Annotated in this window: 18 protein-coding genes and 4 pseudogenes; 11 read left to right on the forward strand and 11 right to left on the reverse strand. The window is 72.6% G+C overall.

All coding sequences use genetic code 11. The annotated features are described in order from the left end of the window. The first annotated feature begins 214 nt into the window (after window positions 1-214). Together ABEB13_RS08340 and ABEB13_RS08345 are read left to right on the forward strand one after the other, a co-directional pair. Window positions 215-868, forward strand: a complete 654-nt coding sequence (locus ABEB13_RS08340; protein WP_345704951.1) for a GOLPH3/VPS74 family protein — start codon at window positions 215-217, stop codon at window positions 866-868. A 209-nt stretch (window positions 869-1,077) separates the two neighbouring features. Continuing rightward, window positions 1,078-1,770: pseudogene (locus ABEB13_RS08345) on the forward strand (lanthionine synthetase LanC family protein); the annotation flags it as partial. Window positions 1,771-2,393: 623 nt separating this feature from the next. Here the strand turns inward: ABEB13_RS08345 and ABEB13_RS08350 are convergent. Beyond that, on the reverse strand, window positions 2,394-3,041 hold the full coding sequence (locus ABEB13_RS08350; protein WP_345704952.1) for a glyoxalase: 648 nt from the start codon (window positions 3,039-3,041) through the stop codon (window positions 2,394-2,396). Between the two features lie 719 nt (window positions 3,042-3,760). Between ABEB13_RS08350 and ABEB13_RS08355 the strand changes: the two genes are divergently transcribed. From ABEB13_RS08355 to ABEB13_RS08365, 3 genes are read left to right on the forward strand one after another with little or no spacing between them, the layout of a single operon-like run. Beyond that, window positions 3,761-4,681, forward strand: a complete 921-nt coding sequence (locus tag ABEB13_RS08355; protein WP_345704953.1) for an alpha/beta fold hydrolase — start codon at window positions 3,761-3,763, stop codon at window positions 4,679-4,681. Continuing rightward, window positions 4,678-4,950, forward strand: coding sequence for an alpha/beta hydrolase (locus ABEB13_RS08360; protein ID WP_345704954.1), 273 nt, complete (start codon window positions 4,678-4,680; stop codon window positions 4,948-4,950). The genes ABEB13_RS08355 and ABEB13_RS08360 overlap by 4 nt, the downstream gene beginning before the upstream one ends. Further along, a complete protein-coding gene (locus ABEB13_RS08365; protein WP_345709595.1) occupies window positions 4,950-6,539 on the forward strand; it encodes an alpha/beta fold hydrolase in 1,590 nt (529 codons plus the stop codon). Before ABEB13_RS08360 ends, ABEB13_RS08365 begins: the two co-directional genes overlap by 1 nt. Here the strand turns inward: ABEB13_RS08365 and ABEB13_RS08370 are convergent. Next, complete coding sequence (locus ABEB13_RS08370) at window positions 6,451-6,903, reverse strand: GNAT family N-acetyltransferase (protein ID WP_345704955.1); 453 nt, start codon at window positions 6,901-6,903, stop codon at window positions 6,451-6,453. The genes ABEB13_RS08365 and ABEB13_RS08370 overlap by 89 nt on opposite strands. Before the next feature lie 129 nt (window positions 6,904-7,032). On the opposite strand from ABEB13_RS08370, the gene ABEB13_RS08375 reads away from it, so the two are divergent. The 4 genes from ABEB13_RS08375 to ABEB13_RS08390 all read left to right on the forward strand — a co-directional run bounded on the left by ABEB13_RS08375 (window position 7,033) and on the right by ABEB13_RS08390 (window position 10,373). Beyond that, the gene (locus tag ABEB13_RS08375; protein WP_345704956.1) at window positions 7,033-7,524 is read left to right on the forward strand and encodes a class I SAM-dependent methyltransferase; all 492 of its coding nucleotides are present in this window, start codon (window positions 7,033-7,035) and stop codon (window positions 7,522-7,524) included. Next, window positions 7,521-7,760: a hypothetical protein gene (locus tag ABEB13_RS08380; protein ID WP_345704957.1), complete on the forward strand. Its 240-nt coding sequence runs from the start codon at window positions 7,521-7,523 to the stop codon at window positions 7,758-7,760. The genes ABEB13_RS08375 and ABEB13_RS08380 overlap by 4 nt, the downstream gene beginning before the upstream one ends. 541 nt (window positions 7,761-8,301) lie before the next feature. Continuing rightward, complete coding sequence (locus ABEB13_RS08385) at window positions 8,302-8,727, forward strand: roadblock/LC7 domain-containing protein (protein WP_345704958.1); 426 nt, start codon at window positions 8,302-8,304, stop codon at window positions 8,725-8,727. Window positions 8,728-9,053: 326 nt separating this feature from the next. After that, complete coding sequence (locus ABEB13_RS08390) at window positions 9,054-10,373, forward strand: cytochrome P450 (protein ID WP_345704959.1); 1,320 nt, start codon at window positions 9,054-9,056, stop codon at window positions 10,371-10,373. A 102-nt stretch (window positions 10,374-10,475) separates the two neighbouring features. On the opposite strand, the pseudogene ABEB13_RS08395 reads toward ABEB13_RS08390, so the two are convergent. Then, window positions 10,476-11,143 (reverse strand): annotated as a pseudogene (locus tag ABEB13_RS08395) (class F sortase). 69 nt (window positions 11,144-11,212) lie between these two features. Next, window positions 11,213-11,365, reverse strand: a complete 153-nt coding sequence (locus tag ABEB13_RS08400) for a hypothetical protein (RefSeq protein WP_345704960.1) — start codon at window positions 11,363-11,365, stop codon at window positions 11,213-11,215. A gap of 700 nt (window positions 11,366-12,065) precedes the next feature. Here ABEB13_RS08400 and ABEB13_RS08405 point away from each other — a divergent pair. Together ABEB13_RS08405 and ABEB13_RS08410 are read left to right on the forward strand one after the other, a co-directional pair. Then, window positions 12,066-12,644, forward strand: a complete 579-nt coding sequence (locus ABEB13_RS08405) for a hypothetical protein (protein WP_345704961.1) — start codon at window positions 12,066-12,068, stop codon at window positions 12,642-12,644. Window positions 12,645-12,647: 3 nt separating this feature from the next. Next, window positions 12,648-12,773 carry a hypothetical protein gene (locus ABEB13_RS08410; protein ID WP_345704962.1) on the forward strand — a complete coding sequence of 42 codons (126 nt, stop codon included), beginning with the start codon at window positions 12,648-12,650 and terminating at the stop codon, window positions 12,771-12,773. 808 nt (window positions 12,774-13,581) lie between these two features. On the opposite strand, the gene ABEB13_RS08415 is transcribed toward ABEB13_RS08410, so the two are convergent. The 7 genes and pseudogenes from ABEB13_RS08415 to ABEB13_RS08445 all read right to left on the reverse strand — a co-directional run bounded on the left by ABEB13_RS08415 (window position 13,582) and on the right by ABEB13_RS08445 (window position 22,080). After that, a complete protein-coding gene (locus ABEB13_RS08415) occupies window positions 13,582-15,534 on the reverse strand; it encodes a putative Ig domain-containing protein (RefSeq protein ID WP_345704963.1) in 1,953 nt (650 codons plus the stop codon). Between the two features lie 486 nt (window positions 15,535-16,020). Then, on the reverse strand, window positions 16,021-17,577 hold the full coding sequence (locus ABEB13_RS08420; RefSeq protein WP_345704964.1) for a WD40 repeat domain-containing protein: 1,557 nt from the start codon (window positions 17,575-17,577) through the stop codon (window positions 16,021-16,023). Continuing rightward, complete coding sequence (locus ABEB13_RS08425; protein ID WP_345704965.1) at window positions 17,550-17,978, reverse strand: WD40 repeat domain-containing protein; 429 nt, start codon at window positions 17,976-17,978, stop codon at window positions 17,550-17,552. The genes ABEB13_RS08420 and ABEB13_RS08425 overlap by 28 nt, the downstream gene beginning before the upstream one ends. A 404-nt stretch (window positions 17,979-18,382) precedes the next feature. After that, window positions 18,383-18,880 carry an ATP-binding protein gene (locus tag ABEB13_RS08430; RefSeq protein WP_345704966.1) on the reverse strand — a complete coding sequence of 166 codons (498 nt, stop codon included), beginning with the start codon at window positions 18,878-18,880 and terminating at the stop codon, window positions 18,383-18,385. A 258-nt stretch (window positions 18,881-19,138) separates the two neighbouring features. Continuing rightward, a pseudogene (locus ABEB13_RS08435) lies at window positions 19,139-19,731 on the reverse strand (GNAT family N-acetyltransferase). A gap of 62 nt (window positions 19,732-19,793) precedes the next feature. Beyond that, window positions 19,794-20,219 (reverse strand): annotated as a pseudogene (locus ABEB13_RS08440) (Lrp/AsnC family transcriptional regulator); the annotation flags it as partial. A 631-nt stretch (window positions 20,220-20,850) separates the two neighbouring features. Next, window positions 20,851-22,080, reverse strand: a complete 1,230-nt coding sequence (locus ABEB13_RS08445; RefSeq protein ID WP_345704967.1) for a PucR family transcriptional regulator — start codon at window positions 22,078-22,080, stop codon at window positions 20,851-20,853. Between the last annotated feature and the right edge of the window lie 121 nt (window positions 22,081-22,201).

A 22,201-nucleotide genomic window follows, 5' to 3' on the forward strand; every position in this document is an offset into this window, starting at 1 on the left:
CAGGGGGCCCGGGCCGTCCCCCTTGTCCACCCGCCGACACGATCGGGCTCCTGCCCGCGGGGTGACCGGCGTGTCGGGCCGCGCCGCACTACCTCGTCCGGCCGCTGTGCGACCGGGGGACGACAGCGGCCGGACGGGGTACTCCTGCCGGTGGAGGGCCGATTGGTCCTGTGGGTCGATGGCGGGCGGGACGCTGCGCCGTACCGTCGGTGTCATGAGCCGAGGACTGCATCTGGCCACGTACCTGCTGGCCTTCGACACCCGGGACCAGTCGCTGCAGGACCGCACCCGGGCCGGGTACCTGGTCCGAGCCGGTGCCCTGGCCGAGCTCGCCCACCGCGGCGCCGCCGCCGAGGACGGAGCGGGCCGGGTGGAGGTCGTCTCGGCCGACCCCACCGGGGACCGCGTGCTGGACGCACTGCTCGCCGAGCTGGGCGACCGCCGCCGCACCTGGAAGTCGTGGATCAGGCGCAGCCGTGACGACACCCTCGAAGCCGTCGAGGAGCAGCTCACCGTGCTCGGCGTCACCGTCATGGCCGACCGCGACCCGCACGGCCCGGTCAAGCCGCATCGGGCCGTGGCGATGGACGATCCACGCGAAGCCCTGGACCTGCAGGTGCGGGTGGCCGAACTGGTCCGCGGCAGCGCCCCGGTCGCCGAGGTGCCGTTCGCCGACGCGGTACTCGCAGCCCTGGCCGCCCACGGGCATCTGAGGCTGGTGCTCTCGCGACACGACCGCAGGGCCCACGCCGGGCGGATCACCGCGCTGACCCACCGGCTCGCCGACAAGGCCCCGCACCTGGCCAGGGCGGTGAGCGGGCTCAATCTGACCATGGTCGCCGGCCAGGGCGGGATGGGCGGCAGCTGACCGCGTCCCCGGCACTCGGGCCCGTCGGCACCCCGTCCGGTTGCCGTCACCGGGCCGGAGGCCGACAGAGCGGTGGCGGACGCGCTCCGACGGTTCGATAGCGTGGCGGCGTGTCGAGGAGCGAGGCGTTTCGGGACGTGGGCGAGGCCGCCTGGTCGTGGGTACTGGACCAGGTGCGCGAGGACGACGGGCCGTGGCTGCCCGAGACGGTGCCGGAGGGCGGCACGGACGGGGCGGCACCGGCCGGGGACCGCGACTCCCTCTACGCCGGGATCGCCGGCCTGGCACCGGTCCTGGCCGAGATCGCCCAGCACCGCCCGCTGACCCCACGGGAGCGGGATCTGGCCGCCGGCATCGTGGCCAGGCTGTCCGCGCAGGCCGGCACCCGAACGGAGGCGTCCTTGTACGACGGCCTCGCCGGGGACGCCACCGCGCTGAGACTCCTCGCGCCGGGCGAGGAGGTGACGGCGCTGCGGCGGCTGGCAGGCCTGGCGACCCCCGACGGGTGGCAGACCACTCTCGACCTCGGGCCGGACTGCGACAAGCCTCTCGACGTCGTCGTGGGGACGGCGGGCGTGGTGATGACGGCGGTCTGGGCGCGGAGCGAGGAGACGGAGGCGATCGCGGCGACCGGCGGTGAGGCCCTGCTGCGAGCGGCGGACCGGCGCGAGACCGGCCTGGACTGGGGCATGACGCCGGGTGCGCAGTCGAGGATGCCGAACTACTCGCACGGGACCGCCGGGATCGCGGCCGCACTGGCCGTGGCGGGCGCTGCGCTGGATCGGAGCGACTTCCTCGACGCCGCTGCCGAGGGAGCCCGCCACGTGCTCGCGGTGGGCTCGCTGGAGGGCGGGGGCTTCGTCGTCCCGCACACCATCCCGCCGTCCAGCCGGGAGGTGGAGCCGGTGACGTACACGTGGTGCCACGGCCCGGCGGGCACCTCGTACCTGTTCGCGGCGCTGGCGCACGCCGGGATCGCCCGGGTGGCCGGCCACGACGTCGACGACCTGCGGCAGCGCTGCCTGACCTCCTCCTCACCTCGGGGCTCCCGGCACGCCTCCGCCCCGGCTTCTGGGACAACGACGGCCGGTGCTGCGGAACGGCGGGCGTCGGGGACGTGCTGCTGGACGCGGCGCAGGACTGCCAGGTGCCGGAGCGGAGGAACACGCTGCTCACCGCGGCGCACCGCATGGGCGACGCCCTGGTGGACCGGGCCGTGCGGGACGGGGCGGGCGCCCGATGGCGCTTCCTGGAACACCGCAACGACCCGCCGCTGCTGCCCCCGGCACGGCCTGGATGCAGGGCGCAGCGGGCATCGCGGCCTACCTGCTGCGACTCGCCCGCTGCATCAAGACCGGCCCGGACGCTGCCGTCGTGGACCGCCCGGACCAGTGGTGGGCGGTGCCGGCCCACGTGCGCAGCACCATGTCATGACCGCCCGCGGGACGCCAGGTGGTCCGGGTGCCGAGCGCCGAACGGATGGCGGCCCGCCGAACCGAACGGCGTGCAACGGCACGGCAGGTCGTCAGGGCTGTGCCGGGGCGGGCTCCCAGGCGAAGCCGTCCGGGTCGGTGAAGGTGTCGGCGGTGCCGCCGAGGACGATGCGGTGCGCGCCGGTGCCGTCGGCGGGCACGCCGAGGTCCTTGGCCAGGGCCCGGCGCTTGTAGAGCGCCAGCTTGACGGAGCCGGCCCGCCCGGGGGCGAACTCGGTGTACTTGCTGCCGAAGCTCTTGGCCACGGCCAGGCCCCGGCCGACGTAGAACTGCTTGGTGGCCTTCATGTCCTCGACGCCGAGCAGCAGGACGACGTCGTCGATCTCGCGGGTGGCGGGGCCGGTGTCCTTCTTGGCCGAGGTCGCGATCTTCCAGATCGTGCCGTCCGGGGCCTGGACGACGCCGCCGTAGCCCCACAGCGACTTCGCGGCGGGCTTGAGCACCGTGGCGCCGGCCGCCACGGCCGCGCCGACGAAGCCGTCGACGGTGGCCGGACCAGACACCGTGAGCGCCAGGGTGAACCCGCGGAATCCGGCCGAGGGCGCCTCGGCCGCCCGCAGACGGATCCGGGTGTCCACGCCGAAAGCGCGGTAGAAACGGCCGGCGGCCTCGACATCGGCCACCTCGACGGTGACGGAACCGAGGGACAGGGCGACTGCGGTGGGAGTGGTGTTTGCCATGACCACCACGCTACGAGGCACCCGGCCGCCCACGCTTCTCCATTCCTGACCGGTCGATCCCCGGGATCGTCCTGGTGTCGCCGCGTTCCCTTTCGACGGCGTCGAACGGGGACTGCCACCGTGCCGCTCCTGCTCCAGGTGGAGGACGTGAGTGGTGATCGGCTTCCCACCGACGCAGGCTGGTCAGTACCCGCCCGGACTCCCGGGGGGGCGTTGCCAGGTGTTTCTGCCGGTCGGGCCGACGGGCAGTCAGAGATACGGACTCACATGGTGGAACAGGGAATGGCCCCGGGCTGCCCGCCACCCTTTCACGGGATCGGCCGGTCGGTACGGAGATGGGCGCAGCACCGGTTCACGCGGGCGCGCTCCCGGGGCGGGCCGGCCGGGGCAGCTGTCGCCGCAGGTGTGCTGGCGCTCGTGGGCGCGGCGGCCCCGGTACCGGCCGGTGCCGCGTCACCGACCGTCCGTGAGGGCGTGTCAGCCGGTCCGGCGCGGTTCGTGCCCGGCGCCTGCCCGCAGACGGCGGATCCGGTCCCCGGGCGGTGCGGGTTCCTGGAGGTGCCCGAGAACCGGGAGCGGCACGGCGGGCGGACCATTCGGCTGGCCGTCGCGATCATCCCGGCCGCATCGGCGAGGCCGGCCGCCGAGCCCGTGGTGTTCATGGAGGGGGTCCCGGCGGCGACGCGTTCGGGAGCATCCCGTTCCTGATCGGTTCCGGGGTGAACCGGGACCACGATCTGATCGTCATGGCCCAGCGGGGCACGCTCCACGCGCAACCGAACCTCGCCTGCCCCGAGATCGACCGCTTCGGCGCGAAGGCCGTGGGGCTGGTCTACGACGCGCCGTCGACCGGGCGGCGGCTGGTGCGCGCGGCGAAGGAGTGCCGGGACCGTCTGGCGGCCGGCGGAGTCGAACTGAGTGCCTACAACACCACGGAGAACGCCGCGGACTTCGCCGACCTGCGCAAGGCGCTGGGCGTCGAGCGGTGGAACGTCTACGGGTACTCGTACGGCACCGACCTGGCTCTCACCTACCTGCGGCTGCACCCCGAGGGGATCCGCTCGGTGGCGATCGACTCGGTCGCACCTCCGCAGGTCGTGAGCCTGCCGTGGACGTGGGACAGCGCCCGGGAGGGGATCGGCGCGATCCTCGCGGCGTGCGCGGCCCAGCCCGCCTGCCAGAGCCGCTATCCGAACCTCCCGGACGTGCTGACGGAGCAGGTCCGGCGGCTGGAGGCGCACCCGCTGAGGCTGACGGCGCAACCGCCGGCGGGCGGGACACCGGTGGAGGTCGTCCTCGACGGGGGCGCGCTGGTGAATCTCCTGGTCGCCAATGCCGTCAAGGCCGTCGACGTCCCGGCGGCACTCGACGAACTCGCCCACGGAAACCCGGAGCGCTTCGCCCGGGCCCAGGCCGCCGGCGCGACGCCCGTCGTCGGCGAGTTCGCCCATGGCCTGACGCAGTCGGTGGCCTGCAGCGAGTGGGTGCCGGGCTTCTCCGAGTCCGACCTGCTGGCGGCGGGGCGCCGGGCCTTCCCGGGTGGCCGGACTCCGTCCTGGCCCAGGCACCGCAGCTTCCCTTCGAGCACGACGTCTGCCGGGTCTGGAACGTCCCGGACCGCACCGCCGTCCAGCGCGTGACCACCCGCAGCACGGTACCGGCGCTCATCGTCTCCGGGAGCTTCGATGCGAAGACCGGGGCGAGCTGGGGCCGGTACACGGCCCGGACGCTGCCCCGGTCGACCGCCGTGCTGATTCCCGGGATCGGCCACTGGGTGGTGCCCCAGTCACCCTGCGCGCAGAGCGTCCTGGCCTCCTTCCTGGCCCGTCCGACCGCGCCCGACACCACCTGTGCGGCAGGACTCACCCCGCAACCGTTCACCATCACCCCCGAGCCGGAGACCGCATGATGTCCGTCCGCCCACCCCACCACCGACGCTCCGTGCGACGGCTCCGGACCGCGATCGCCGGGGCCGCGACCGGTGTCCTCCTCCTCGGCCTCGCCACGCCGCCCGCCCACGCCGGGGACGGCACCGAGGCGCAGCTCGGTACGACCGCCCGAACGGCCGGCCACGCCCGCTTCGAACCCGGCCCGTGTCCGAGGACGGCGGATCCGATCCCCGCCCTCGGGCAGGCCCGCTGCGGGACGCTGACGGTGCCGGAGAACCGTTCGCAGCGCGGGGGACGGATGATCACCCTCGGGGTCGCGATCGTGCCGGCGGCCGCGAGCCGGCCGACGCGCGACCCGATCGTGTGGTTCGCCGGCGGGCCCGGCGACGACGCGGTCTCCGAGATTCCGCTGGCGCTCAACGGCGGTCTGAACCGCGATCGCGACGTCATCTTCATGTCCCAGCGCGGGACGTACTCGGCCGACCCGGCCCTCACCTGCCCGAACATCGACCAGTTCAACGCCGACGCCCTCGGCCTCGTCTACGGTGCGCCGTCCACCGGGCGCCTGCACGTCGAAGCGACGCGCACCTGCCACGACCGGCTGGTGGGGCTCGGGGCCGACCTGAGCGCGTACAACAGCACCGAGAGCGCCGCCGACTACGCGGACCTGCGCGTCGCGCTGGGCATCAAGCAGTGGAACGTGTTCGGCATCTCCTACGGCACCGACCTGGCCCTCCTCTACATGCGCGAGCACCCGGACGGCATCCGGTCGGTGGGCATCGACGGCGTACTGCCGCCCTCCCTCGCCGGCGGAGCCGTCACCTGGAAGGCCGCCCAGGAGGGCTTCGACGGCATCTTCGACGCCTGCGCGCAGCAGCCCGCCTGCAACGACCGCTACCCGCACCTGAAGACCACCTTCGAACGCCTCGTCCGTGAACTCGAGGCCCGACCGGTCACCACCACCGTCACCGTGCCGGACCGACCGGAGCCGGTGAAGGTCGTGCTGGACGGCGGCACCCTGGTGAACTGGCTGACCTTCGCCAGCCACCTGGCCGCCGGAGTACCCCGCTCCATCGACGAGCTGGCCCATGGCAACCCGCAGCGGATCGCCGAGCAGCTGGCGGGCGGCAAGCTCAGCCCCCAGGCCATCGGCAGGCTCTCGCACGGACTCGCCTACGGCGTCTTCTGCAGCGAGTGGACCCCGTACGAGACCGAGGCCGACGTGCTCCGCGCCGGGCGGCGCGCGTTCCCGTCGTTCCCAGAGTCGGTGCTGGCCAACGCACCGGGGCTCGCGTGGCTCCACGCGGACTGCCGGGCCTGGGACGTCCCCGCAGCCCCGCGCTCGGTCCGGGACGTGACGCACAGCGACATCCCGACCCTCGTCCTGTCGGGCGGCTTCGACTCCCAGACCGCGCCGAGCAGCGGCCCGTACGCCGCCCGCACACTGCGCCGGTCCACCGAGGTCACCATCCCCTGGGTCGCCCACGTGGTCTTCGCCGACTCCCCCTGCGCCCAGTCGATCACCACCTCCTTCTTCGACACCCCGACCGCACCCGACACGGCCTGCCTCTCCGGCCTCCGGCCGCCCGCATTCGACATCGCGCCCTGACCTTCGCCTCGCGACCGGACTCCAACACCTCGGGCAGTACCGACCGCAGCAGCGCGGTGCCGATCCCGCGCCGCCGCAGCTCGGGGTGGACGCACACCTCGACGTTGGCGATGCCGTCGTTCGGCGCCTCGGGCAGCGACAGCCGGACCGTGCCGGCCGGCCGCCCGTCCAGGTGGCCGGCCCAGACCCGGCCCGGCCCCTCGTGCACCGGCGGGGTGCGCAGCCGGCCGATCGCGCCCTCCCTCGTCAGCGGCGGGTCCTCGGGGAAGTCGACGGCCCAGGCTGCGGCCCGCATCAGGTGGTAGCCGTCCAGGGTCTCCTCGGTGGCGTGGTGCGGATCGAGCGGCTGGATGTCGAGGGTCACCGGTTCTCCCTTGCCTGTGGATCGACTGCCCGTGGATCGACGACCCATCATGCCGCCCGGGCCGTCCCACGGGTCCACGGGCTGCGGCAACGCCGGTACCGTCGAACGGATCCGGGTACGCTCACCGGCATGTCCGGCTCTGCGCTGTCCTTTGGTTCCGCCGCCCGCCTGTACGACTCGATCCGGCCCACCTACCCGGTGCGGGCGGTCACTTGGGCCGTCGGCGCCGAGCCGGTGCGGGTACTCGATCTGGGGGCGGGCACCGGGCTGCTGGCCGGTGCCCTGCGCGCCGTCGGCCACGAGGTGATCGCGGTCGAGCCCGACCGGCAGATGCGCGCCGTGGCCGCCGAACGTCACCCGGGCACGCAGGTGCTCGCCGGCAGCGCCGAGGACATCCCGTTGCCGGACGAGTCCGTCGACGCCGTCGTCGTCGGACAGGCCTACCACTGGTTCACCCCGCAGGACGCACTGCCGCAGATCCACCGGGTGCTGCGCAAGGGGGCGCCTTCGCTGCGCTGTGGAACATCCGTGACGATCGGACCCCGTGGGTGGCGGCGCTGTCCGGCATCGTCGGCACCGAGGGGTACGGCCTGGAAAGTGCCTGGCAGTACGGTCCGGTGACGCCGTGGTTCACCGAACCCGAACGTGGTCTGGTCGAGCACTCGGTGACCGTCCCGACGGATCGGCTGATCGACCTGGTGCGGTCCCGCTCCTCCTATCTGACCGCCGACGCCGCCGAACGGGCCCGCCTGGACCGGGAGATCGGCGAGTTGGCCGCCACCGAGCCGGCCCTGGCCGGCCGCGACAACGTCGAGATGCCCTACCGGACTTGCGTCTACCGGATGCGGCGGATCTGATCCGCGCCCGGGCCATCACCCGGGCCGTAGCACGGATCCACCCGTGATCTCGACAACTTCCTTCAAAGAAAGCCCTCTTGAGTGAATCCGCTGCCGGATGCCCGCGGGGCGGCCCCTCGGAGGGCCAATCTTTCGAGTGCGAACGGGGCGCCGGCCATCCGGCCCAAGGCGTGAAATGACCGACATCGCATCGCTTTTGACGTTCAGTCGGAATCGTCCCTGCGGACTATGCTGCTGCCCCCAGCCCGGCCCGCCGCGCCGTCGTCGCACCGGTCCCCGTACTCCTCCCACTGCTTGAGGACGCTGATGCTTCGTGCCGGATCGTCACTCGCAAGGCGCACCTCGCCCCACCGCACCCGTCCGGCTCCTGCCTCCGATCGTGACCGTGGCAGCCGCTGACATCGCCACCCCGGCGGTCCGTGCGGCGGGAGGCCGAGCACAGGGATGTGGCCGGCGGCCTTCCACGAAGGGGTGAACGACCAGACGTGGGCCGACAGAACGATCGGCCGCACCAGGGCAGAGTCGGCAGGGAAGGCGAGCAATGATTCGGCAGCGGACCAACATGGACTGGATGCTCAAGGAGCTGGCAGAGGGCGTGCCGCACGCCCGCCACGTCATCGTGCTCTCCGCCGACGGTCTGCGGATGGCCCAGTACGGCACCGAGCCCGACACCGCCGACCGCCTCGCCGCCGCCTGCGCCGGGCTGCAGAGTCTGGCCACCGCGGTGGGACACGAGTTCCCGCACGGCGACGGCCGGATGCGGCTCGTCGTGATCGAGGTCGGCGGCGGATTCTTCTACCTGATGGCGGCCGGCTCCCGCGCCTACCTCGCGGTACTGGCCGACGAAGGTGTGGACGCCGGGCTGGTGGGCCAGCGGATGCGGGAGCTGGTCGCACGGATCGGCGAACACCTCGACACACCTCCGCGCAACGGCGAGCAGGTCGCGCGAGCGCAGCCGATGCCCTGACGGCCCGGATGCCCGGCCGGTGCGACAGCTCGGCCCGGTCCGCGGGGTGACCTCCACAGCCGCACTGCCCTCCTCTTCCTTCCTCCCACTGCAGTCCTGCCCCTCCCCCGCTTTCCTCCCTCTCGACGACCGCCTCGTGCCGACCCCGGAGCCACCGTGACCAGCCCGTTCCCCGACGACACCGCCCCCACCCCGCCCCCGGGTGCCCCGCCCACGGACTTCCCGCCGAAGGGCTCGCGGCCGGCGGCCTTCGACGCCTCCACGGACCGGAGGCCGAGGCCGATCCGGCGGGCCTCTACGAGAAACTCCGCGCCGAGTACGGCGAGGTGGCGCCCGTACTGGTGCACGGCGACCTCCCGGCGTGGCTGATCCTCGGGCACTCCGCGAACCTCACCGCCATGCGTACGCCGTCCCGCTTCTCCCGGGACTCCCGCCGCTGGACGGCATTCCAGGAGGGACTGGTCGCAGCGGACTCGCCGCTCATGCCGGTCATCGCCTGGCAGCCGCTGTGCGTGTTCGCGGACGGCGAGGAACACCGGCGTCTGCGCGCGGCGGTCACCGACGGCCTGAACCGCCTCGACCGGCGCGGGATCCGGCGCCACGTCACCCGCTACGCCGACCAGCTGGTCGAGGAGTTCGGCCCCTCCGGCCGGACCGATCTGGTGACCCGGTTCGCCGAGCGGCTGCCGATGCTGGTGATGACGGAGCTGCTCGGTATGCCCGAGGAGTACGGGCCCCGGCTGGTCGACGCCGCCCGCGACATGATCAAGGGCACCGAGACGGCCGTCGCGAGCAACGACTACATCGTGGACGTACTGCGCCGGACGATGGAGCGCAAGCGGGTGACACCCGGCGCCGACCTGGTGACCTGGCTGATGCAGCACGAGGCCGGACTCACCGACGACGAGGTGATGGAGCATCTGCGGACAGTCCTGCTCGCCGCGAACGAGACGACCGTCAATCTGATCTCGGACACCCTGATGATGGTCCTCACCGACCAGCGTTTCCGCGCCCACCTGGCCGGCGGCCAGATGACCCTGCCGGACGCTCTGGACCAGGTCCTCTGGGACTCCCCGCCGTTCCTGCTGATGGCGGGCCGCTGGGCCACCGGCGACACCGAACTCGGCGGCCGGCAGATCAAGGCCGGCGACATGCTCCTGCTCGGCCTGGCCGCCGGAAACGTCGATCCGGCCGTCCGCCCCGACCTGTCGAAACTGCTCTCCGGCAACCGCGCCCACCTGTCGTTCGGCAGTGGCCCGCACGAGTGCCCCGGCCAGGACATCGGCCGGGCCATCGCGGAGACCGGCATCGACATCCTGCTGACACGCCTGCCGGACCTCCAGCTCACCGTGGCCGAACCCGAATTGACCTGGACGTCGTCCTGGCTGGCCCGACACCTGGTCGAGCTGCCGGTGCATTTCACCCCGCCGACCGCCAAGGCGCCGGCCGCCGCCGAACCCACTGTCCCCACGACCCGACCGGCAGCAGCGGCACCGGTCACACCGTCCGCGACACCCACCGCGCAACCGGCGTCCCAGCCGCCCGCCCAGCCGCCGGCGGCGCCAGAAGCCGGAGCCCAGGGCGTCACCGTGCCCCGGCAACTGCGCGGCTGGTGGCGCACCTTGACCGGGAGGTTCCGGCGCTGACGCCGGCTGTCCCGTCCGGGACGAGCCGTGGGAGGCCGTCCGCACGCCTGGCGGTCCCGCCCCCGGTCGCTGCCCGGCCGGGCGGGCGGGTCCGTCCGGCGGCTACCCGGCGGGCCCGCCGGCCGACCGCACCAGGTGGGCGTAGACCACGACGTTCCCCTGGTAGCCGGTGGCCTTGGTGTAGCCGCCGCCGCACGTGATCACACGCAACTCAGGACGGCCGGCGGCGCCGTAGACGCGGCCACTGGGGAAGTCGGCCTTCCCGTAGACCTCGATGGCGTCGATGGCGAACACGGCGGTGCTCCCGTCCGCGCGTGCGAGGTCGATGAGGTTGCCTCGGTGGAGTGCACCGAGGTCGTAGAAGACGGCGCGCCCCGCCGTCGTGTCGACATGGCCGACGACGACCGATGTTCCGGTACTCCCGGGGGTGACGCTCCCCCGTACCAGCCTGCCAGATTTCGGTCGGTGGCCGACGGCGGCTCCGGGCCTCCGCTCGCGCCCAGGCCCACCTCGGCGACCGGCGCGTCGACACCGATCACCGGGATCCGGATCCGCGTGGGCCTGGACCATCCCAGCGGCGCCGGGTCCGGCGGTGCGGCCGGTGCCGCGGCCGTCGACGGCGCGGAGGACGGGTCGGGTGCACCCTGCCAGGAGTCGGCCGCGGACGGACCGGGCGGGGCCTGCGTCCGGGTGCCCTCATGCACCAGCCAGGAGCCGAGGCAGACGGCGGCGCCTGCCGCAACGAGGGCCGCACGGGCGGCGGGCGTCAGTGGTCGTCGCACCGTCGGCACCTCTCCGGTCGCTCCGAACCCGTGGCCGCAGGACGGCCCAGGACCTGATCAGGCCTCCGCGCGGCCGGGCCGGCGGCGGAGTACGACGGCGGTACCCCCGACGAGACCGGCCATGGCGATCGCGCCGCCCGCGAGGGTGACGGCGGTGTCCGCTCCGGACACCCCGCCGCCCCCGCCCGCGAGCGAGGGACCCGTGGGCACCGTGGCGGTGGTGGTCGGAAACAGTTCACTGCCGCAGGTGATGACGGCGTCGGCCCCCGGACGGTCACCTTGACGGTGCCGGTCTTCACGGTCGCGACCGCGGTGCCGGCGGCCGTGGTGAAGGTCGTACCCGGGCCGTCCGTCCGGTGCTCCCCGTCGGCTCCGACCACGCGCAGGTCACCGACCCCGGCACAGGCGACGACGTCGCCGTTCACCAGCTCCAGACTTCCGCCTTCGGTACGGCCCTTGATGGGTGTCGCGGCTCCCGACGATGATCCACCCGCATACGCGGGAACGGCGAACACCGCGACGGCCACCAGCGCTCCGCCCGCCGCCACCGCCCGGCCCGCACTCATCCTGATCACACTCGCCATCGGTCCTCCTCGGACACGGCGGGCCACAGCTTCTCTGTCGGCCCGTGCCATGAGGATTCCCGACCAAAGTGTCCCGTAGCACCGCCAATCGGGTATTTGTCATATCAACTCACTTTGTTGGACGACGAATTGTCAGGCTCAGGGCACATCGATCCGCGACCCACACCCCTGCCGAACCGACCCCGACCGCAGCGGTCCGAGCGAAGTGAAGAACGGAGTGGACAGCCGGACGGCAACGACGCAAGGTGGTCGGCATGCTGTCGCTTCGGAGCATCCCCACTCCCGTCCGCCGCCGGACTTCGCCGTCCACGGCGGAACGCGTCCGCGTGCTCGACGAGTTCAACACCTCCGTACGGCGCCCCGACGCGCACGGCGGGCTCGCGTGCCTGCCGCTCGTCCTCGACGCCCTCGCCGAGGACGAGGGCCGGCCCGACGGGACGCGGTGGATCGTGGACGAGAACGCGCGGTTGGACATGGCGGCATTGCTGCGCCACTGCTTCCCCCGGCCGGACATTCATGTCGCGGCCGCGGAGTACGGCGCGGCAGCTCACAAGCGTGGCTGGCTCCGCCTCGATCGAGCCATGCGGACTCACGAGTACACATGCCTCGCCGAAACGGCCGAAGGCTGGGCGGAGACCGACCGCACCTTCGACGATGTCCTGCAGGCGTACGGTCGGCCTTCCGTGATCTTTGGCGACCAGGATCCGCGCTCGGCCAAGACCCTCGGCTACGCCTCCGACGACCGGACCGATCCGCTCGCGGTTTTCCACTTCGACGAAGCGGGAGGCGCCCTATCGGCACGCCTGCTCGCGTTCCGGAGCGGTGACGACCTCTTCGGAACGAGCATGGCCTTCACCCCGTTCGGCGAGGCCGTTGCCGACGAGCACGAGAGGCGTCACAACTGATCGATGCCCTTGCGTCGCTCCTCGACAGCCAAGGCCTCGGTCACCGCTGAGCCGAGCACCGTGCCGAGCGCTGGGAGCAGCGGGTTCGAGGGCGAGGCGGTCAAGGTGGGGCGCCTCGCGCCCACGTGAGGTGCGAGGCGTCGGCCCGGCGGCTGGGGCTCGCGGCTCCGGCTCGCCGCACGCACCCCTCGGCCGATGAGCAAGCAGGGCGTCGGCGTGCCGCTGGAGCGTCAGGGCGTGATGTCCACGGTGATGGCCAGGGTGCGCTGGTCGGGGAGGCAGGGTTTGGCCTCGCCGCAGCTGGTGCGTTGCGCGGTGAGCTCGACCGGGCCGGCTGCCCGGGCGAGGAAGGTCTGGGTGAGCGTGCCGCAGCCGCCGCCCGGGGGCAGGGTGATGCGGCGGAGACGGAGGGGGCCGCGGTGGGGGCGAGGAGGTGCGGCGCCGAGCTGGTGACGGCCGACCAGTAGGTGCTGTGGAGGACGATGCGGATGGTCGAGCCGACCTTGACGGTGACCGTGGAGTGGTTGGCCTGCTCGTCCAGGGTCGTGGTGGGCGGGCTGGTGGCGGGCCCGGCGCTGCCGGCTGCCGGAGAGCTGCCGGCCGGTGCCACGTGGGCGGTCGCGTCCTTCGGACCGCAGCCGGTGAGGGCGGCCAGTCCGAGTGTGGTGCAGCAGAGCAGCGTGGCGACCCTGCTCGCGGAGGTTCTCTTCATCGTGGGGCTCTCTGTTCTTCGGGCTGCCGCTGTGTCGGCCGGTGGTGGTGATGGGACGCACAGCCGGCCGGGTCGGATCCCTGCAGCGGGGGTCTCGCGAACGGAGGCTGCTGTCGTCCGGGAATGCGTGGGCGCCGGGGCAGGCCGTACAGCGGCCTGCCCCGGCGCCGGCTCGGTGCGCGGTGCTCAGTACTCAGTACTCAGCGCTCAGTGCTCAGTGCTCGGTCAGGAGACGTTGAGTGCGGTGTCGTCGAGGACGAAGCTGGTCTGGAGCGAGGAGTCCTCGACACCGTTGAACTTCAGGGTGACCGACTGGCCCGCGTAGGCGGAGAGGTCGATGGTCTTCTGCGCGTAGCCGGTGGCGGCGTTGACGTTGGAGTACGTGGCGACCGTGGTGCTGTTGGCGGTCACGGTGAGCTTGTCGTACGCGGTCGAGCCGGTCTCGGCGGTGTCGACGTGCAGCCAGAAGGAGAGGGTGGCCTTGCAGCCGGCCGGGATGGTGACGGTCTGCGAGGCGCTGTCGGTGTGGGCGGAGCCGTAGCCGTCCAGCCAGGCCTTCCAGGAGCCGGAGTGCGCCGGCTCGGAGGTGCTGTTGTCGACGATGCCGCTGGTGGTGGTCCAGGGAGCGGCGGTGCCGGTCTCGAAGCCGGCGTTGCCGAGCAGCTGGGCCGCGGTGCAGGTGCCGCCGCCGGAGGTGGCCTCGGTCCAGGTGAACGAGGTGCTGCCGGAGGCGCTGGTGCTGTCCGTGGCGGTGACCGTCGCGTTGTAGGTGCCCGCGGTGGTCGGGGTGCCGGTGATGAGGCCGGTCGAGGAGTTGATCGACAGGCCGGCGGGAAGTCCGGTGGCGGTGTAGGTCAGGCTCTGCCCGCCGGCGGAGTCGGAGGCGCTGATCTGCAGGCTGCCCGGGGTGCCGACGGTACCGCTCTGGCTGCCCGGGTTGGTCACCGTCACGGTGTTGGTGCTGCCGTGGGTGAGGATGGCGTGCGTGATGGCGCAGGAGTTGGTGTCGTTGGACCAGCTGGCCTGCTCCGCGAAGGTGCCGAAGGGGCCGAAGGACACGTTGGCGGCGCCGCCGGTGGTACCGGGCTTGAGCCAGGCGCACTCGTCGGAGTTCTCCTGGCCGTTGTAGGAGCTGCCGGTGACGTGGTTGGTCCAGCCGCCGGCCGGGTTCTGGTCGGACATCATCTCGTGCCACTCGTGGCCGAGGGTCATCGTCCAGCCGTCCAGCGTGCCGGGCGAGTTGACGAAGCCGACGCCGCAGGAGGAACCCATGTCGACGTTGTACGGCTGGTTGGAGAACGCGATGTCGCCGTACGGCGAACTGGCTGCGCCGCCGGTCAGGGTGGTGTCGCCGTTCCAGTCGTGCCAGGCGCAGTAGCCCTGGGTGGGGCTCTGGTAGTTGTCCGGGTTGGTGCCGTGCGGCGAGAGGATGACGTAGTAGGCGTCGCGGTTGGACGCGGCGGTGGTGTTGCCGAAGTGGGCGGCCGCGTTGACGGCCTCGACGCCCAGCTGGTGGCCGGTCGCGCCGGAGGGCGAGGCGGCTGCGTTGTCGTACCAGACGCCGGAGAGCACGCCGCCGCTCTGGTAGGGGACGAAGTTGGCGTTGGCGGGGCAGCTGGTCGCGCCGGTGGCGACGCCCGCGCCGTCGCACCACTGGGTGAGGTCGGCCGACCAGGTCTCGCCGTTGGTGCCGATGCCCTTGAACATGTTCTGGGCGGCCTGTGCGGCGCCGGCGGAGTCGCCCGTGAACGCCGCGTTGCCGTTGGCGTCGGTGCTCCTGGTGCCCCACTGGGTGCCGTAGAAGACCAGGTAGACCTTGGAGTGGCCGCTCTGGACGCCGATGCCGTCGACGCCGCCGCCGTAGGAGAGCGTCTGCTGGCCGGTGGCCGCCGCCTGCAGCTGGTGCGCGATGAGGTCGCGCTTCTTGGCCGCGTACTGCTTCATGCCGGGGACGGCGCTCTGCGTGAGGGCGGAGCTGTACGGGTTGAACTCGTTGCTGATCCCGGATCCGGCCAGGGCGGCGTTGTGGTGAGCCTGACCCGAGACGGCCGGGGACGCCTGGGCCGGGGAGGCCTGCGCCGGGGCTGCGGAGGCGAGGCCTGCGACGGCGAGTGCCAGCGAGGCGATGCCGGCGAACGCGGTCGATCTCGCGCTCCGGGTGGTGGGGGAACTACCCATGGGTTGGGGGAGCCTCTCTCATGCCGACCGCCGCCGGGGCCTGTGGGCGGGGGCGGTCGATGCGTGGATGGGAACCGACGGAGCGCGGGCCCGGGACAGGAGTTTCCGCACGATCAGGGGCGCACGAATTCTCCGGCCGAATACCGCACCGACCGCGGAGTTGATGACGCGTCACCTGTGGGGAGGCGGTCCTTCCGTCGGCGGCTGAAGCAAAGCAGAGGCACTGACAGGGGGTCAATAGGGAACGTTAAGGAAACTCTCAGGACCGACATTTCCCCAGCTCATGGCCGGTCCAGCGGCCTTCACTCCACGCGCGTAGCCATAAACTGTATGGACATCAACTTCCCTGTTGAACAGTTTTCAGGGGATTCCGCGGAATACCTTTTGCCAATTCTTGGCAAGCCGGGGCACAGGCGCCTTCGAACGAGCCGGAAATCATCACCCCATGGACACGACTGACGAATCATCAGCAGATGGAGGTCGAGGTCACGTCCGAGTTCGGTCGGCGGCGGACGTCGTTCCGTCCTGGGGCGGGGCGAGTACCGCGACTTCGGTGCCGAAGCCGACGACCAGCTCCCCGCCGGGCGCGAAGGCAACGGCTCGGATCTGCTCGGGAAAGACCAGGTCGGGTCGCATCCTCCGGCCGGTGGCGAGGTCGTGGAGGCACACCGTCCTGTCGTCCCGGCCGCTGGTGGCCAGGACCGGTCGACCGTTCACCGTTCCCGCGGCCGCCATCCGCGCCCCTCGGCACCGGTTGCCGAGTGCTGTCCCGATCTGCTCATGGGTGGTCAGGTCCCACACCCGCACGGTGCCGTCGTCGCCGCTGGTGACGGCGACCGGGCGGCCCTGGACCTCGGCCACGGCCAGGGCCATGACCCAGCCGTTCCGGTTGGTGAACGGCTCCCCGACCTGCTCGCCGGTCCTCAGGTCCCAGATCATCCCGTCGTCGCCCGCGGTGACCACAACGGCGCGACCGCCCGCCTTCGCGGTGGCCAGGGCCATCACCCAGCCGCGGTGATGCGCGAGCGGACCCGTGATCTGCCGACGGGTCGCCAGGTTCCATGTCCGTACTCTGCCGTCGTCGCCGCCGGTGACGGCGACGGCGCAGCCCTGGACCTCCGCCACGGCCACGGCCCGGGCGGGCCACGAGGTGATGAGCTCGCCCCGGCCGGTGGCCAGGTCCCAGATACGCAGGCCGTCACTGCCGACGGTGACGGCGACCTCGCGGCGTTCGACTGTCGCCGTCGCCATGGCCTCCACCGGGCCGGTGTGGCCCGTCAGTTCCGGTCCGGCCGGCTGGCCGGTGCCGAGATCCCACAGTCGGACGACGCCGTCGTCGCCTCCGGTGACAGCCACCGCGCGGTCATGGAGCAGGGAGACCGCCACGGCCCGTACGGACCCGGTGTGACCGGTGCGGGGTGTGCCGGGTGCGCGAGCGAGGTCCCAGACCCACACCATGTCGTCGGAGCTGCTGGTGACCGCGACCGGCAGTCCGTCCACCGTGGCCGTGGCCACCGCGACGATCCCTTCGGTGTGGCCGGTCAGTGGCGGCCCGAGTTCCCCGCCGGTGGCCAGGTCCCACAGTCGGACCGTTCCCTCCTCCCCGCCGGACACCGCGACCGTACGGTCGTGCAGCCGCGTCGTCGCCACCCCCCAGACCGGACCGGTGTGGGCGGCCAGGGGCAGGCCGACGGGTCGGCCGGTGGCGAGGTCCCACACCCGCACCGTTCCGTCCCAGCCTCCGGTGACAGCAACGACCTTGCCGTGCACGATGGTTGTTGCGACCGTCATCACGGCGCCGAGGTGACCGGTCAGCGGTTGCCCGACCTTCTTCCCGGTGGCGAGGTCCCAGAGTCTGACCGTCCCGCGGCAGGTGCCGGTGACCACGACGGTGCGGCCGCGCACCTCCGCCGTCGCCAGCGCGGTCACCGCTGTGGTGCGGCCGGTGAAGGAGTACCCCAGAGGCCGGCCCGTGAGCAGATCCCATGCCCGCATCCCGGCGTCGTCGTCGGCGGTCACGGCGACCGTGCGGCCGTCGACCACGGCCGTGGCGATCGCCCGGACCGGCCCCCCGGGGGCTCCCCGAGGGCGTCGCCGGTGGCGAGGTCCCACACCCGTACGGTCCCGTCCCAGCCGCTGCAGACGGCGACCGCCCGCCCGTCGGCCGTCGCCGTGGCGGCCGCGCGAACTCCCGGGCCGCGTCCGGGAAGGTGCGGCCCGATCTGCCCGCCGGTGGTCAGGTCCCAGACGCGCACCAGGCCTTCGCTGCCGCCGGTGACCGCGACCGGGACTCCGTCCACGTCCGCCGTCGCCACCGCTCCACCGGGGTGGCCGGTGAGCGACCGCAGGCGCCGGCCGTCGAGGCGGGCGCCCACGGCCCATCGGACCTCCCACTCCGACGGGCGTGCGCCGCGGCCCGCGCCGGCCGTGTCCAGTCGGCTCACCAGGGCCCGATGCCCCCACCTGAGCGCCTCCAGGCGCAGTAACCACCGTCGGTGGCAGCCGTCGGCAGCGCGGTGCCCGCTCAACGACTTCCAGTACACCCAGGCGCACAACCTGGCGTCCCGGCCCGAGGCCGCCGACAGCAGGGGGACGACCAGGTCCGGGTCCGCCCACACCAGGAACCCGGCATCCGTCAGGAGGTCGTCGCTCCGCCCTGCCCGGACTTCGGCTTCCATTCTCGTCCTCAGCCCGGCCGGGGTGGCCTCGGCCCAGCAGGCCTCCGGAAGCGGATTCACCACAGCACCTCTCACGGGTTCGATCGCCGGCGGTCCGTCACGTCGAGGAAACGGGCCCACCCGCCGCGGCTCGTGACCGGCCGGTACGGAAGGGCCCGGGACGATGGGGGTCAGGCGGTACTGGGGAGATGGGCCCACCGGGCGATGCCGTCCGGATGCACCCGGGTGCCGTGTGCCGAGGAGACCGACCGGACGATGGTGAGGCCGCGTCCGTGCTCCTCGGCGCTGCACCGACGCACCCGGTCGTCGCTGCGCACAGCAGGTCCGCCGTCGGTGACCTCCACACATATCCGACGCCTCGGACGGTCGTGGAACAGGCGCAGGGAAATCGGCGGGGTGGCGTGGACGACGGCGTTGGTGACGAGCTCGGACACCACGAGCAGGACTGCGTCCGCGGCCTTCCGGTCCACCTCCCAACGCTCCAGGAGGCTCGCCGACGCCCGCCGCGCCCGTCCGGGAGCCTTCGGGCAGTGCGTCAGGGGCCATGAATCGTGGTCCCCGGGGGCATGGCCCGGATCGGGTACTGCCGGCTGTCCGTTCAGTCGGGCGCCTGTCTCATTCCCGAGGACTGCGACGGACTGGTTTCCCTGGCGGCCTGTCGGCGACATGACTGCTCCTCAGATATCGCTGGCCATCGCGCCGAAGACCTTCTGTGCCGTGAGATGTGGCCCAGCAGGCGGCCGGAAGTGCCGTCGGCGGGGAACCGGAAGATCGGGCGGAGCGGCGCGTCTGTCGACGAGTGCGCCGTTGAAGGTGTGCGCTTGCGGCTGTCAGGGATGAGCCTACGGGGGTCGCACTCCGCCCAGAACGTGCGTCCGTTGCGCGACAAGCCCGATTCGTTGCGCTGTTCCGACATTCTCGCGGGATCATTGCTCGGCCGTCCCGGGGTTGCGTCGGTGGATCGGCGCGGCCACCGAGTGCCACTCCCGCCGGATCAACCCGAACACCCACGAGTCGGAGACCTCGCCGTTCACGACGCAGTCCTCCCGCAACGTCCCCTCCCGCACGAAGCCGATCTTCTCCAGGACCCGGGCGGATGCCGCATTGCGCGTATCGGCCTCGGCCTGGACCCGGTTCAGATCCAGGGTGTCGAACGCCCACTGCAGCAGGGCGTGCGCGGCCTCCGCCGCGAAGCCGCGGCCCCACATCGCCTCGTCGAGGCAGTAGCCCAGGACGCGCTGCGGTACTCCGGGTTCCAAGCGGTCAGACAGCACCAGCCGACGAAGGCACCGTCAGAAGCACGCTCGATGGCCACCCGCACCCCGGTGCCCTCGTCCGCCATCGTCCGGCAGGTCGCGAGGAAGCGGGATGCTCGGGCCCGTTCGGTCCACGGCGGGGAGTCCCAGTAGCGCATCACGCGGGGGCTGCCGTGCAGCGCGAAGAGGGCCTCCGCATCGGCGTCGGCGAAGGGGCGCAGCCGCAGGCGAGCGGTCCGCAGTACGGGAGTGGCCAGAGTCATGCGCCCCATGCTGCGTCCTCATGGGCGGGCAGGACACCGAATATCCGGTTCCGCCCAGGTCCTCAGCCGATGAGGCGGGAGAGGGCCACGAGGCTGCGGCTGCGTTGCACGCCGGGTTCCTTGCGGATCCGCTCGATGACGTTCTCCAGATGGTGCATGTCGGTGACGAGCAGGTGGACCAGGGCGTCGGAGTCGCCGGTGACCGTCCAGGCCGCGACCACCTCGGGGAACTGGCGCAGCGAGGACAGGATCTCCTCCGGCGGCGTGCGCTCCCGGCAGTAGACCTCCACGAAGGCCTCGGTGCCCCAGCCGAGCAGAGCGGGGTCGAGCACGACGGTGAAGCCGCGGACGACTCCTCGGGCCCGGAGCCGGTCGATGCGACGCTTGACCGCACTGGCCGACAGGCTGACCTCGGCCCCGATCTGCGCGAACGACGATCGGGCGTCCTCTCCGAGGTGGCGCAGCAGCAGGAGATCGGTGGCGTCGAGGCCGGCGGCCGATGTCGGCGCGAGGGTGGGGTTCCCGGCCGCGCCGGGGCGCTGTGCCGGCGTCCTGCCCGATGGCGATGCGCCGTGTCCCTGCCCGTCGATCAGCACGTTGTCGACTCCTTGGTAGGTGTTCGCCGGGCCGCGGACGGGCACGGCTCCCGAGGATCCGTGCGGGTCGTGCGGCGCGGGCGGGGCTCCGGCAGCCGGCGTCGTGGGGGGGATTGCGCCCAGGGTCTTCGCCCTGCCTGTGCGGGGAGCAGGCCCAGTGATGGGGGCTCGTCGAGGCGTGATGGGTGACGCGGCCTGTCCCCCGCGGGTTTCAGTGCGCCGGAGAGTTCCTGCGACGGCGTGCGCCGGCACGGCCGTGCAGGGGTGAGAAGGGCTGCGCGCCTGTTGGCGTCGGCAGCAGGGCCCTTGAGGCGGATGCGGCGATGGGGGTGCGCTGGGGATTGCCCGGCCTGTTCGGTCCCCCTGGGGGCCTATGGGCAAGCGTATGAGGGGATCCTCGGATCGGCACTGGCCATACCATCCACGCTGCCGGACCGGCTTGTCCACATTGTCCATCCGTGCCGCCCGGCACGGCGAACGGCCCTGGCGCGGGCATGGCCCGGACGGCACGGTCGGCCAGCCCTCAGCGCGCCGTCCGCAGCTGGAGCCAGCAGGAGAGCCGGTCGTCGGGGTGGTCCAGGTCGATCGCGAACAGCTCTCCCGCGCGTCGCAGCCGGTACTTGAGGGTGTTGGGGTGGATGGTCAGCCTGGACGCCGCCTCCCCGATGTTGCCGACCGCGTCCAGCCAGGCCGTGACGGAGGCGGCGAACGCCGTGCCCCTGGCGCGGTCGTGCTCGATCATCGCCTCGATGCCGGGGTGGCGCAGCCGCGGACGGCGGGCCAGTTCGTCGCCGACGTGGGCGAGCAGGACGCGGGCGTGGGTCTCCCGCAGTGTCGCGAAGGGGCACGCGTCCGGGTCGGCGGTGGTGACGCGGAGGATGTCGTCGACCTCGGCCCGCAGATCGGGCAGTTCCTCCGGGCCGGCGGCGATCCGGGAGCAGGCGGCGCGCAGCGGCGTCCCGATACTGCGGGCCAGCACCGCCGCCGCCTGTTCGCCGAGACGGCCTGCGGTGCCGGACGCACCGTCGTCGTCCAGTGGGAGGAGCACGTAGACGGTACGGCCGACGGCGGCCACCGACGCCTCGGCGTGGACGGCCGGCCAGTGTCGCGTGGCGGCGGCGGCGAGGTGGACCAGCAGGTCGCCGGCGGGTGTCTCCGCATGCGGTGGCATCGCCGTCGGGGCGAGCGGCGCGAACCCGAGCAGGACGAGCGGGCGCCGGGCCGCGAGGCCGAGTTCGAAACGGACCTCGCGTGCGGTCCGGCCGCCGCGCAGTGCCGCCCGCAGCGCGTCCTCGCGGGCCTGGAGGTCCAGCTCGGCGGCGCTGCGACGGCGCAGCAGGTGCAGGGCTGCCAGGCGAGCGCCGTCCAGCATCGCGCGTTCACCCGCGTCGTCGATCGGCCGCTCGCCCTCGATGGCCCAGATCGTGCCCAGCGGCCGCTGCCCCGCCCGGATGGCGACGGCGGCACGCGGCAGTTCGTCCTCGGCGAGCACCGGCAGCCGCACGACGGCGGGCGCGGCGAGCACCTCCCGGTACTGCGCCTGCTGCTCGGGCTGGTGCGGGACGCGGCGCCCCAGGATGCCCTGGCGGCGGAGCTCGTCGATGCGCTGATCGGGCAGGGTCGAGTAGGCGAGGATCCGGTGGTCCAGGTCCTCGATCGCGACCGATCCGCCGGTCACCGCCGCGATGGCGTCGGCCAGCGCGTACAACTCCTCGCTCGGCCCGCCCGGGGTCGGCAGATTCGCCGTATTCATTGTGCGATCTTAGGCGAAATCGCCAATGACTCACCGTGGCCGAGGACTGAACATAAGGAGCACTTCGGAGGGAGGGCCGGAGATCGTCATCCAGGGGGCGAAACCACTACGGAAGGATCAG

Origin of the sequence: Kitasatospora paranensis (genome assembly GCF_039544005.1) — a bacterium.
Taxonomy (GTDB): Bacteria; Actinomycetota; Actinomycetes; order Streptomycetales; family Streptomycetaceae; genus Kitasatospora; species Kitasatospora paranensis.